Raw genomic sequence first — 14,406 nt, 5'->3', positions numbered from 1 at the left:
CAATAGACTGACGCTTGATCGGCGACAAAAATTCTGTCATCTTTCTATCCGGGGAGATCAAATAGAGCAAAAGCTCGCTTCGATTGACTGTCGCATCGCAAGACAATTGTGGTCGAGGTGAACTCGTTTTGCGAGTGGGGCTGTAGACTTACCGCGAGGCCTGATCGACTTCACGAATTGATGTTCGTGGAGGTGGGGAAGTTGCGCAGAGCGCATAGCGGAGCCGAATGTCTGGCGTCCAGGCAAACGATGCCGCGGAAAGGACAGCATGTTTCTGGCATTCAGGCTGTTCGGAAATTTTCACTGGCCGCCGGTGCCGAACCGTCCACTCGAAAATCCTTCGGATAAGGACAAGCAGGCCGGCCTGATCGAGATATTCTTTCACAAGGAATCCGATGGGACGCACACAGGACTGCTGAAATGGCGTCCCGGCCGCATCGAGCCGGACAACAGCATACCCGATCCCGCGCGAGACACGAAGTTGCTGTTTGCCTTGACGCAGGGCGAGGCGCTGACATGGTTCAAGGATCAGCGGAAAACCGGCGGCGTCATCTGGCTCGCCGGCAAGCGGGCGGACCCTGACTACCCAAAAATCCTGTTCCGCGGTGCTTTCCTGCTGCAGCAGATCGTTCAAGAGCAAGCCAGCTCGCAGCAGCCCGTCTCGGACAAAGTCACGCTGACGTGGCCGCTGGTAGAGCAGGTCAAGTATCACGCCGACAGCATGACGCATTCCTCGCTCGCGCTCTATCATTACGTGGACAATCTGTTTCGCTTCAATCTCAACCTGCCGCTTCCGGTGATACGCAGCCTGAAGGACGACAAGTCGCTCGATGTACCGGGCTTTTCTTTCGGCGTGGTCTATAACACCGTCTCGAAACGCGGCGCGGATCCGCTTGTCCCCCATACGCTGGTGGGGGGTTGGGTCGAGGGCGATGCTTCCAAGGAATTGGAAGATCCGCAGTCCTACCTGGTCAACGCCTTCGACGCCGTGGCCGATCGGCACCTTGGCAAGTTCGGCTTCGCCACGAAGCCGGATCGAATGGGCTATTTCGTCAATTTGGACGGCAAGGGAGAGGGAAGAAAAAACCACATTCCCATCGAACTGCTATGGCCGGCCACACTGAAGGTTCCGGTCAGACGCATCCTCGAAAACTACGGATTCGCGCTCGGACGCGACGATGACGACGGGAAGCACGAGGACGAGGTCGCCAAAGTGCTGGCCCCGACATCCCTCAGCCTTCGCTTTGACGATAACCGGCTGATCTACCGCATCGCGATTAAAACCGCCTACCCGGACGCGGCGAGCGATGTGACGATAGTCAAAAAGGCTTTTCAGATCCGGCTTGCTCAAGAGCTCGGCGGGCCTGTGGTGAACTCGGTGCAATATAAGTCGCCGGGCCCGGTCGTTTCGCTATTGGCTTTGGGCAAAACCTTGTTTGTCGACTGCGAACTGGCCTGGGACATCAAGCCTGGCAATATCTGGCCGCCGGAGATGCCACGCGACGCCAGCGACGACGGCCGCGACTGGGGGGGCAAGGTCAAGCTCCGGCTGCTCTGGAAGGAGGCCGTCAACGACCTGACGGGCGTCGCGGCGAATCCCAAGGAGCCGGTACGGGCCGGCTTGCTGCCGCTGGCCAACAGCAGCCTCGCCGCGACACGAGATGCTATGATCGCGGGCGAGGCGGGGTTGCCGCACTCCTTCCTCCCGGACATTCTCAACGCAACCGCCGCTGACAAACGGGAGATGACTTTCTGCCTCTACGGCGCTCCGGTCGACGCACTCTTTAATCCGGTCGGTCTGGTCGCCTGGGGCAAGAGCACGGATTCGGTCGGCTGGTCGCGCCCGCCGATGCGGCTCACGCTGGCCGGCGAAACGACGCTTATTCCAGGATTTGAAGGGACAACGACGCTTTCCGTTGAGCTGCACGACATCAGCTTCTTCCAGACGGGCAGCGTGGGGCTGGCAGCAAAGCTCTCACACGACGACACGTGGCCGCCGTCAAGCGCGACGGATATCCGTGCCGGCGATGGCTATTTCGCCTCCTACAACCTGACACTGATAGAGATTTTCGGCCCCAGAGGCGCTGACGAATGGTCAGGACGATTGAGCGCGCTCCGGTTCAAAGGCAGCAAAGGCCGCGTCCAGGTTCCTGACGAGCTGCGCAAGAACCAGGACCAGCACCTGCGCATCGGAAGGGAGGGAGAAGTCAGTGCGGCCGGCCTGCCCGCCTTGATCTATCCTCGCGGCAATGCGGCGGTCGAGTTTAGGATCTGGATTCCGGCGGAACAGGTAGACCAGATCACAGTCGATATTTCACGCTTCGACCGGACCGCTCGGCCCGGACCTCTGCTCGTCCCAGTCGGCAAAAGCTCGCCGGCTAGAGGCAGCCCGGGTGTGTCCTCCTATTGGCTCCGCGTTACCGAACGGCTGACGCCACGCGATGACCGTCGTCTCGAGGCCGACGTCTTCGACCTTACCAAAGCCACTGCGAATGGTGAGCCAAGGTCTTTCGTGGTGCTGTCCCAGGAGCCATTCTCGGTCTTGAAATTCACGCACAGCCCGCTCGGATCGCGTGGCGATGCGGCCAGCGCCTCCGTCGCCGCCTATTCCGGCGATACGCGCCTTTGGCAATACAAGGTCGTCACCCCCTATTATCATTACGTCCTGCCGCCGCAGGCGATCGGCGAAAGCGCCGACAAGCCGCGGCGCCTGGAGATCCACGACTTAGAACCGGGCTCCAATGCGAACACGCCGCTGCCCTACGTTCCCGATCCGGCGGAATCGATGGACCGACCCCCGCTCCGACATCGGGCGGTCCAGTTCCGGCTGACGCCGTCGGCGGAATTCTGGATCCGCCCGAGCGACGTCGAGCGCGGCTATTTCGTGCCGGAATCGACCAGCTACGAAATCTTCCGCCAGCGCGGCGAATACGGCCTCGGCGCCCAGCTCTCTTATCTGCGGGCTGAGTTCCTGTACGGCCTGCCGGTAGGCATCGACGTGTCGAAGGAGACCGGTGTCTCGCGTGGCGCTCGCATCGCCGAAATCGAGGCGCTGACCGGTCGGCTGCCCGGCCGCGGCGGCGACACAGCGCCGACCGACCAGCGCAGTCGCTGGAGCGCTGTTCTCTCCGCCGTGGCACGGCGACCGGAGCGGCTGGAAGTCTGGGCGCGCGACCTCGATTCCGCAGTCGATTTCACGCCCGCTCGCTTCAGCGATGGTGTCTCCTTCTCACTGCGCGGCACAGCCCTGCACCGACACCCGCTTGGTCCGGATGCCTCCGTCAAGTCGACCCCGATGGTCGGCAACGAGACACCGAAGGACGAGAAGCAAGAAATCGCCGACAAGCCGAGACATCATCCGCACGGGCTGTCGGGCGGCGCGATCTGGCCGGTCGAGTCGAACAATCTGTTCAAGGCCCTTGTGGAGTTCCCCGCGTCCAAGGGCGGCGTCATCGAGCGCATTGCCTTCTCCCCCATTGGTGGTGACGCAACGCAGAAAGCCGAATTTCTCGACGGCAAAGTCACGATCATCTCCGAGACCTATAACGGACAGGTCCAGCGCCAGCAGGTCGAAGTGCTGGGCCGCATCTGCGCGTCATGGCATCGCGCCAAGCACGTCGTCGTCTACGAGCGAACGGTGAACGCCTCGGCACAGTTTGCGCCGCTGAAAGAGCAAGATCCGCACAGGACCCGGACGCGCCGACCGGTACTGCGTAAGGTGCGTGAGTATATTGAGTTGATCCAGCCGGAGCGCCGCTATCCCGACTTTGCCAACGCGGACCAGCGGACCTCCGCATTCTTCGAGCGGGTACGCTTCAACTCACGCATCATCAATGTCGACAGCGCGTGGAGCACCGATGTCGGTGATTTCGGCTGGAAGATTCCGCTTTGGAACCGATTGAGCGCGCGGCAGCGGCCGCAAGTATATGCGATGCCCGATATCGTTGCCCTTACCACGGGCGAAGATGACGAGGAACCCGCCCGTCACGAGTGTACCGACCCGGACTATTGTTTTTTCTTCGCCGACTTCAGGGCGACCACCAGCGACACCGATCTGTGGCAGTCGAGATTGGGGCTCGACTTCGCCAACATGCCGGCATCGAAACTGATATCGGAAAAATCCGATAGTGCATCGCAGAAACTGACCGGTCCGACGGACGAATATGTTGAGGGTCGCCGCCGGTCGGTAGGCCGCATCCTGCCCGGGCTGCGCCAATTCACATGGCGGCTGGCGCCAGCGGCTCGCAAGACCATGATCAACGCCGGCCGTGCCGGCAAGCCGGTCTTTGTCGATCTGGAGTCCGTGACCTTCATGCGAGCGAGCCATGCGGCCGGCTACGGCCTGCATGACGAGCTTGGAATGGCGCTTGACGCGTCGGCCAAACTGAAGCGCGACGCGGCCGCCGACAACGTGGCCAAAATCGCGTATTGGAAGACCGAGGATCCCGATTTCACTTTTGTCGGGAAGGACAAATTCGACGACATCGCGGGTCAGGGTCAGAATCGCCCGCTGGCGAAAGCTATAAGGGACAAAAATCCCGAGCAAGTAAGGAAGCTGCTCGCCGATCTGCGGTTGCCTGCTGGTTGGGAAACTCTCAAGAAAGAACTGAAGGGCCACTTGGTCGGCCTGGTAAATCCTGGTGATCTCGACAAATTCAGAGACTTTAAGGCGACGCTCAAAAGCGGCGGCGCGTTCTGCGACAAGCTGAAACAGGACACGATCGGCATGGTGCAGCGCAAGGAGATGCTGCTGCGCACCGCCATCCACGATCTAGTCGGCGATGGAGCTGCTCTGCTCGACAAGCTTCCCGTCACCAAGGATATGCTTCGGGACACACTCACAAAGACAGCGCTGAAGCAGCTTCAACCGATTTTTGCCGATGCTAGCTCCGATATCGGCAATCTCGATGAAGGGGTCGAAAAGGCAAGGTCGATCCTTGTCGACCTCGAGACAGAGGTCGACGCGGTATTCGAGCGCGCCCACCGGCGCATTGAGCAGTTCGTAGCAGGCTATGACCATGCCAAGCCGTGGTCTGAAGATCGCAGGAAGGCGTTCCGCAATGGCTTGATCGCCACGCTCAGCAGTGTGGCGGACGATATCGGCGCCGCCATCGACGAATGCCGACAGCGGCTCGGTGTCGAACTGAATAACGTCTCGCAGGCCGTCGGCGGCCACATCGCCCGGATTCTGTCTGAAGTCGCGCAGGCGAGCCTGAGCGCAAACGCCCTCACGGCACACGTCGCCGACGGGGTCAGCAAGGCCGTGAAGAAGATCGACGCGGCTCTGCGTGACCTGGATACGCAGATCGGAACACCTCCCCGTTCAAAGATCGAGGAGCTGATCGCCAAGGCGAAGACCATCAAGAGTCAAGCGCTTCAGGACAAGGTCGTCAAAGCTGCGGAGAAGATAAGGGACCTTCGCGAGGCGGCTCTGAAAAAGATAGGTGAGGCTCAAGTACTCGCAAACGCGGTTGACACCGCCACTGACCAATCGCTTGGCAACATCAGCCTGGCCATGGACAGAATGCTAGCGGCGCTTTCGGAGATCGGGAAGATCTTGCAGGAGCATGTCGACGCGATCGCCGGCGCTCTAAATGACATTGCCGCCGAACTCGGCTCGGAGATCGCAGGCGACTTCAACACTCTACTCGTCGAGCGTATCGGCGGCGAGTTGCTGCGCATCGCTTCGTTCATCGACGGTCCCGTCAAGAATATCGACAGCGAGATCTATGCAGTGGTCATTCCCGCGACCACGGCGGTCGATCAGCTCCGTGCCGACCTGCAAGTTGAAATTCGGGCAATCCCCGCAGCTGCTGTGCCGATCATCGACGATGTTCGCGCCGCGCTGGCCTCCGCGCAGCACGCTCTGTCGCCCGATGCGCTTGTCGACACCCTCCTCGCAAATTCGGTCGTCGCGCCGGCCGTCGATCTGCTGCTGCGGCCGCTGCCTGACGAGATCGACCTGCAGGACAGGGAGCTTGTGCGAGCGCGCCTCCTGCAGTTCGAGGAGGTCATCGGCGAAGTCGTTCGCGACCTCTCGGCCGCCGCGTTGGGAACGATGGCGGAGCTGTCCGCCGCATGCGCCGCCATCTATGAAGGCGTCGACGAAGCTGCTCGCCGCCTGGGTGCGATGGGAAATGAGCTGCAAGCGTTTGTAGAGGAGGAACTCGACAAGGCCTATAACAACTTCATCGCCGCACTTGGACCTATCCCTGACACAATCAAAGATGCCGAGAAGCTTCTGGGTGCACTGAAGTCGTTCGACTATTCGGTGCGCCGCCTTCAGAACGATCTGTCGCGCAGCTTCGAGACGGCCGGTACTTATGCCGACCGGCTGTTCGACCTTGCCGGCAAGCTGGACGACGGCGGTCTGATGGCGGCCCCGTCTAACATCTTGAAGCTCTATTCGGCGGTCACCTCGGCGCCGGAAATTGCGGCATTGAAGGCAGACATCGACCGCATTCGGTCCGGCTTCGACGAACTCTCGGACATCATCGAAACGACCAAGGCGAACGCGCTGTTCAACCGTCTTGGCGACGAGCTGAAGGGCCTCGGATTATCTTTACCGTTTGACAAGATCGGCGACCGTCTCTTGCCCGCCGACCTGGGCAGTCTCGACATCGGTAAGGTGTTCCGCAACTTCGGCGGAGCAAAACTCGATCGGCTGTTCCGAGGCTACAAGATCCCGGCCGGTGTCCGCGACGCGGTCAAGATCACGCATGATTTCGACAAGAAACAGGCGCGGGCCTGGGTCCAGGTCGACATCAATGCGCCAATGCCCGGACGCCGGAGCCTGTTTTCGGTCGGCGTCTTCAAGGCCGACTTCGTCGACATGCAGCTTGTCGGCCAGGTTCGCCTGGAAGCTTCCAAGGATCAAGACAAGGTTACCCAGACCGGTTTCGGCCGCATCCAGACCACCATCGACATGGTGGCCGGCGGACAGTCGATGGTCAGCTTCAACAAGTTCGGACTGAACTTCACGAAGGAGAAGGGCCTCGACGTCGAGTTCGACCCTAAGAACATCAGGCTGAATCCGCAGTTCAAGTTCATCCAGGACTTTCTCTCCACCCTGTTCGGCGGCGATCCGGGCGGCCTGAACACCATCACTGAAAACGGCATGCCCGTTGGCGTCGAGCACCAGTTCGCCATCCCACCGATATCGCTGAACTTCGGCACAAGCGGCGTCCAGAACGTCTCGATCGAGAACCGGTTCAAGCTTGTCGCCTATCCGGACTTCATGCTGGCGGATCGCTTCAACCTGTCGACGATAGACCGGCCGTTCATCTTCGCGATCTTCATCATCGGCGGCACCGGCTACATCCAGCTTGAAGCCCAGTACCGTCCGTTCGACAACGAGCTGATGGTGCTGGTTGAGGCAGGCGCGGGCGGGTCAGCGTCGCTGGCCTTCGCGTTCGGACCGTTCTCGGGCCAGGTGTTCATCACGCTGTCCGGCACGTTGTCCTATCGCAAGCTGATTGGAAAGCCCGGCGGCGGGCTAGCCATCTCGGTGGTGCTGGTCATCGCCGGACACGTGAATGTCGCCGGCATCGTGACGGTCGGCATCACGCTGATGCTGCGCATGACCTATCGCGACAGCGGCCAGATCGACGGCGACGGCACATTGACCGTCACGATCCGCATCTCGAGGTTCTTCAAGATCACCGCCCGAGCAAACGTCAAATATAAGCTGCGCGGCGGCAAGTCCGAGACGCAGATTTCGACCAGCGTCAAGCCGGAGAAGCTCCGCCAGGCTGCGAAGAAGCTCGAGCAGGCGAGGAGCTGACTATGGCTGTCAAGACGATTATCCACTGCCGGGTCGACCAGGAGCCACAGAAGTTCTGCAAAGGCGACATCGACAACAAGATCATGTCCTTCGCGGTTAATCTCAGCATCGACAGCCTTGCATCGGGATCGATGGACGCCATGCCGGGCGACGAGGAGATCGCCAGGCGACGCATGGCAAGGTTCCTCGGAGCGGCGCCAAGCATGGTCATGGTCGTGTATGAATATCGGGGCAAGGGCGAGTATCTCAAACGGTCGAGTTTCCCGATGCAGGAAATCGGCGAGACGAGCCATGTCGGCTCGCCCGCCGAGCTGATGCAATGGCTTGACGAGCAGAAGCTCGCAGTGATGCCGGGCCAGCAACGCTTCTGGGCGCCGGCGCGGGACGATACGACTAAGGATGACGGCGTTGCGTCGACCTCCGCCGGAGCTGGCGACCGTCTACGTGCCATACAATCCTGGAATGCCCCGGTCGGTCACGGTCTCGGTCTGACGCGGATCATCCGCATCTCGAGGAAATTTATCGAAGATTATGGCTTCGTCGCGCTTCCCTTTGCTAAGGGCGTCAATCCTCCGTTGATGTTGCCACCGCTCACGGAGGAAAATGTCGGCACGGATGAGTGGTATGGGGACCTTCGCTATGATCTCTACGGTACTGGCAAGCCGGTGCTGTTGCGGACGACGCCGGTCAAATTGCAAGTCAAGCCATTCGAACTCGACTTGTTTCCGGGCGCGGATCTGACGCCTGAAGGCTATCTGCGCGTCAACCCGCATGCCGCCGGAGTGCATCGTATCACACGATGGTTCGAGGAGCACGCCGCCTCGATGCTCGTTACCGCAAACGCGCTCGGGCCCCGCGACGCCACCAAAACAGAACTTGCGCGTGTCGAGAGGCTTTGCGCCTTCGATCGCATTTATGAGACTAAACCAAACGGCACGAAAGTTATTCTAGGTTACCATTGGGATGGCGCCGTCTGGTACGGAATTTCCCGCCTGATCGCGGCGTTGGACAACCTGGTCATCGCGATCATCCAACCGCCCGAAGGTTCAAGCGCCAACCCCGAAGTTCTCAAAGGTTCACGCGAGGGCGATCTCCTTGCGCCTCTGGTGACGCTCATTCTAGACCATCTCGGGAAAATCGAGCCACCGCTGTCGAACGAGCAGCTCCAAGCGAAAAACGTCCTCGCGGCGATCCGGAAGGTCTTCAAGGACAAATCTGCATTGACGAGGCTGGCGCCGGCCCCGGCCAAAGCCGTTGCAGAGGCGCTGCGATCCGTCCACGCGATACCGCAGCCAGCTGGCGAAGCGAACGAGATCGTCGAAGATTCCGACCTAGTGGCCGAACTTCTGAAACACTTCCAGACCAAGCCGGGCGAATATGTTGGCAAGCGGCTCCAAGCCTATGCCGAAAAAACGTTCTACGAACTTAACCCGATCAACCCCGGCGATGCAGTCACCCGTGCGGTGACCGAATTCGAGCAGCGCCTCAACGAGGACAGCGGCGCGGAGGCCGCCATCCTGCGCCTGCTGGAAACCGTCGAGACCTCCACTTCGCCGAAGGCGCATCGCCAATTCGCAGACGAATACCTAACAGGTTCGGTCGACGTCCAGCTCGCCTTCGAACGCGGATGGATCGAATATCGTGGCCTGCTCGAAGGGCCCTACAACGGGGCGGAAGCGGTACGACGAGCGTCCGGCACCTGCTTCACTCGCGCCCTTCTTGCGGGTTCTGGCAAGGTGGAAGGAATGAAAGCGGCGGACATCGCAGATAAGATCGAGCGATCCGCCTACTTCGCCGGCCGCTTCCTCGGCCCTACCGGAGGGTGCTTCGACGATCTACTGGCGGTGCTGGTCAAGGTCGACGCGGCCTGGCGTGGCAAAGTGGCCGAAGAGACGCTGCGAAGGCACCTGGTCCTGAGCTTCGCCGACACGATCGATCAGATCAAGGAGGTAACCAAGCCGCGACGTTTCGTGCCCGACCGGTTCCCCCGGCCACTGCCCATACAGATCGGCGCCAGCATAGACGGCTCCAAAGTCGATCACTTTGCAACGGCCCTGAACGGCATCGGCGTCGCAATTCGCCGTTTGGACGGCGGCGGCTCCGACTTCGCGTATGCCCACCTGGCCGAACTGTTCTGGGCGTGGCCGTCCAAGCCGGGAACCGATCCACAGTTGAAAGTCAGCGCCGCGCTGCACACGATGCTTCCAGCGGTCAGCGATGGCCGTGCGCCAATGTTCATCGAATATGAAGGCTATTCCTTCGCGGAAAGCGCGGCCGCCGAGCGCGTCATCCATAACGGCAGCGAGGTCGACCGGACAAAACCATACTACGTGCCTGAGCCCCATTTCGAAGAGGGCGACAACTGGGCATTCGCGAAATTGCCTCAGCTCGCTTACGGTCGGCGCTACGAAACCTTCGCATGGGTCACCAGCAACGCCGGCACCCTGCCGCTCGAGTTACAGCAGAAACTGCCAGAAGAGCCCTGGAGGCCGCGCCCGCTCGGAGACGTCCCGCCTGCCGGAGCGCCGGTCCTTCGGGTTCCCTACAGGCGCACGACCGCCATCTCAGACATGAAGATAGCCGAACCAGACGGCGAACCCGCCTTGTTTGGCAAGGCGATCGACAAGGTCCATCCTCTGGCGCACGACTATCCACGCACGGCCGTGTTCGCCACGGCGGGCAACACCGCGCATTGCGACCTGTTCCGATCGAAAGGCGGCTTCGGCGAGATTCAAGCGCCGGCAAATCCCAAGAAATCGACGTCATTCGACTTCGCCTTGTCCGACATTCGCTGGGGTGGGACGCCGAAGTCGATTCGCATTCAGGTCATGGATCGCCTCTGGGCGCCGCCGCGACTTGATGTTCTGGTCACCCAAAGTCCGGCTTTTGCGATCACGCTCCGAACCATCGTTCCCCCTTTGGATTCAGGCGTACGCACCGCGCGGTTCATTATCATCAACGGCCAGAGCCACTCGCTGCCCACTGAATTGGCCGAGGAGTGCTGGGTCCGTTTCGTCGTCGAAGCGCAACCGCAGCCCGACTCGCACCTGTGTGTTTCGTTCGCTGAAGTTGGCGGCAGTGCCTTGGCCGGCGGCCCGCTGCTGATTGTGCGCCCGGACGTCAAGGATGTTTGGACACAGAGCCTGCCCACAGGTCGCACGGTCACGGTGTCCACGCCGCGCGTAACCTATCTGGACTTCGAACGCTGGTACGCCAATCTCGATCGGCGACCGGATCTCCCCGAAAAGCTGCGTCTCCCGCTTTCGCTGGCCTACATGCTGCGGCATACCAACAAGGACCTCGCGGCGTTGATCGACTGCCTTCCCGATCCGGCCGTCCAGGCGGTCCGGATCGATTTTGCCATGATCGATACATATTCGGCGGACAATCCAGACCCGAAGTCCAAGTCCATCATGTTGGACACGTGGCTGAAGGAGTTCGAGGACCAGGAGTTCAAGCAGTCTGAGCTGGCGTTCCGTGCAGCCAGGAATGTAATCCACGACACAGAGGACACGCCTTGGGACGTCGAGGCGCTGGTTGAGGTCCTGAAAAAGCTGGACGAGAAATTCCGTTTAAAGATCGAGCTCAAGGCTGGTGCTGCACTCGCCCTTTCCAAAGACGGGCCAAACCTTGCGACAGCCCCCGACGGATCGGTGACGCACCTTGCCCTGCACGCGCATGTCCCGCTCAAGTATTTCCAGCGGAACGGCAGCCACCCGGCGATGTTGGACCGGCGGCTGCTGCCATATGCCAACATCATCGACAAGGGCACGGCCGTATCTTTTGCCGGCCAGTCACTGCGGATGGAGGTCATGGTCGACCGCATCGAGAAGTTGGTGGCGCCGGAGGCTATCCGGCTTGCCGAGCAGATGATCGTGACCGAGCCGGTCGAGCGCGTGCGCCGCTACGATCTGGTCACTCGCAACTCCGTTGCCACGGATTTGGACCGTTCCAACTGGCGTGTGCTGTCGGAGATCGACATCACGACGCAGCGCTGGCGGCCATCCGGCCGACCGATCTACAGCTATATCCGGCCAAAGGATTGCGTCGACGAGAAGTGGCGCAAAGAGCACAAGGGCGTCTATTTCGCGCGGCAGCTTGCGGTCGATGAAAGCCTCGCGCGTTTTGAGCACGAGGCCTTTTTCGATCGCCTGCATATCGACGCACATACCGTGACGCAGCGACTCCAGCCGCTGCCCTCCCGCACCATCCTTCAGCAGTTTACGTGGGAAGCTCCATCGGCGACCTACTTCCGGCACCGCTTCGTGCTGCGCTCGCGCTATGCCGGAGCGTTGCGTGAGCACGGGAAACGGGAGTGTCCCGCTTGGGGGGAAAGCAAGAAGACTAAGGAGCCGATTTCGTCCGAATGGGCGAAGCCATGGACCAGACGGGTCGTCATGCTGGCGGATACGTCGCGCGTGCAGGTTACGCGGCCGCAATTGCGCGCGCTGGTTCCGCTGACCACTGCGCCCGACGGCGACGCCCGTCGGAAACCGGCGCCGCCGGTCGCGGCGTTCCTGCAGGAGCCGCCGTTCGCGCATGGTGGTCTCGCCGACCGCATCGCCGCGGAGATTAAGACGGGGTTCGGTTACGGATTCAATCGCGACCAGCCGAAGGAAGGCGAGCCACAGGAGATCGTTCCGGTCGAGATCCTTGACTCCCGCAAAGAAGCGGGGCCGATCCCCTACACGACGTACCGGCCGTTCGATGCGAACCGGGCGCTGGGCCTTACGGTGATCCCCGAGGGACCGATGGGGATGACCTTCGATTCGGTAAACGCTCCGGCTCCCGCGTACCCCAACGCGATGTTCACCTTGCGTCCAGTGAATTGGAACGGCGTCGAGGGCTCGCTTGAGGAATTGATGATGGGCGTCGCGATGCGGCGCTATCTCGACCCCTCCTGGACGATCGCAGAGGCCGTCGTGCCGGACAAAGGCCAGCCGCTGACACTCAACCCGGACCGTTCCTGGCTGATCAGCATCGATCTTCATCCGGAGTCGGGTGCCGACGTGGATAAGGCCAACATAATCGTTGAGACGGGGGAAGGCGGGGGCGGGCCAGTCTTCTTGCTGCAGCTCATCGATCTTGACGGACTCGTCAGGGTCCGCCTTTGGAAGACGCTGGTCGACCTCGTCGACACCACGAAACGGTCCATCGAGATCGCGCGCTTTGAACGCCGCCATGCGGCTGAGCGCGGCGACGTGGGCGCGTCCGGCGGCATCGAGCTTTTCCTGCTGCACCAGCCGGTGGCGGCAGGCAGGTATTGCTCGGCGGTGCTGGTCTCGCCCCGATCCGCGACCCTCAGGGAGGGGAGCAGCAACCTGCCGGTCGTGCTCGCCAGCTTTGAGTGGTCGTTGCCGAAGGATATGAGCGGCAACACCGAGGCTTCCTCGAAAAGTCATACCGCCACTCTGACTATCGACAAATCGCTGAAGCCGAGGGCGACGGAAACGATCGCCAGCTCCCAGACCTTCCTGAGATGGACGCGCACCGGGCGCGACTTCGACTTCATCCATGTCGCCGCGCAGGGCGACAAGGGATGGATCAGCAAGGTCGAGCCAGTCAGCCGGCTCGCTGCGTCGGTCAGCAACACAACCTTGAGCATCGGGCGGGGGCGGCCGGAGAATGGGGTTTGGCCGTGTTCCTCGACCTTCACCAGCGAATTTCCGCTCTACGTCCATCGGCACGTCGCCGTCATCACGTCGCGGCTGCTTAGCGAACTTGGCAGGCCCGTCGAGGTCTATGCACGCAGCGCTGCGTCCGGCCTGCGGCAACCGCAGCTAGGCGCCCATCCAACCAGCGATACTACCTTGGAGCATGCGTGCCGTCTGATCGAATACGAGACACCCGCGGCAATTTTATGCAACCACAAGCTCGACACTGTCCCAGCCATCTACAAGACTGCATATTTCGACCTGTTGGCGACGGGCTTCAGACCGAGCACCGGAGACGCCCGGCTTCGGCTGTTCTTCCGCATCGTCGCACCGTTTACGCACAAGGATTCCCTGAAATCTTTGACGGTTCGGCTCGGGACAAACGCAACTAAGCTCGATCGGTTCGTCCTGACGCGGCCAGATGAACAGGGGGCGATCGTCGGCCTATTTGTCAGCATCGCAAAAAGGGACGGCAGGCCGACCTTCGAATTCCTCATGGCGACCGGCCAGAGAGTGAAACCGAAGTCCATAGCCGGGAATGGCGCAATTCCACTCGACGATCCGATCCCTTTCCGACCGGGTATGTATGTCGAGATCGAAGGCGAGCCCGGGGCCGAATTGTGGACCGATGTGTCGCTTCTGCATTCGACGAGCAACACCAGCGGAGAGCCATTTGACTTCGACTGGCTTTTCTCGCCGGCCAACGCCTCGTTGCCGCTCGAAAGCGTCAGTCCCAGCGGTCTCAACGCGATGGTGGAAGCTCAGGCGCGCATCATATCGGTCTCGCCGCCAATTCGGCTTATCTAGCCTGCAAGACGCAACCCAAAGTGATTGGATCACGCTATGCGCTCTGGCCTCTATTTTCCAGACACTGAGGTTACAACCTCGCCAGCCATTCCCGTGGGTGACTGACAATTCGGCAGGAAGCGCGACGGAATGGGTTTTGGTAGTACACAGACGATGGATGGA

The 14,406-nt window shown here is 61.0% G+C and carries 2 protein-coding genes; both read left to right on the top strand.

The annotated features are described in order from the left end of the window. The first annotated feature begins 268 nt into the window (after window positions 1-268). A complete protein-coding gene (locus ABLE71_RS10895) occupies window positions 269-7,783 on the top strand; it encodes a hypothetical protein (RefSeq protein ID WP_348783357.1) in 7,515 nt (2,504 codons plus the stop codon). Window positions 7,784-7,785: 2 nt separating this feature from the next. Next, complete coding sequence (locus ABLE71_RS10890; protein ID WP_348783356.1) at window positions 7,786-14,244, top strand: hypothetical protein; 6,459 nt, start codon at window positions 7,786-7,788, stop codon at window positions 14,242-14,244. Window positions 14,245-14,406: the final 162 nt, after the last annotated feature.

It is taken from the genome of Mesorhizobium sp. KR9-304 (genome assembly GCF_040049215.1).
Classification (GTDB): domain Bacteria; phylum Pseudomonadota; class Alphaproteobacteria; order Rhizobiales; family Rhizobiaceae; genus Mesorhizobium_K.
The sequence above is the reverse complement of the archived record's forward strand: the minus strand, read 5'-3'. Positions and strand labels throughout refer to the sequence as shown.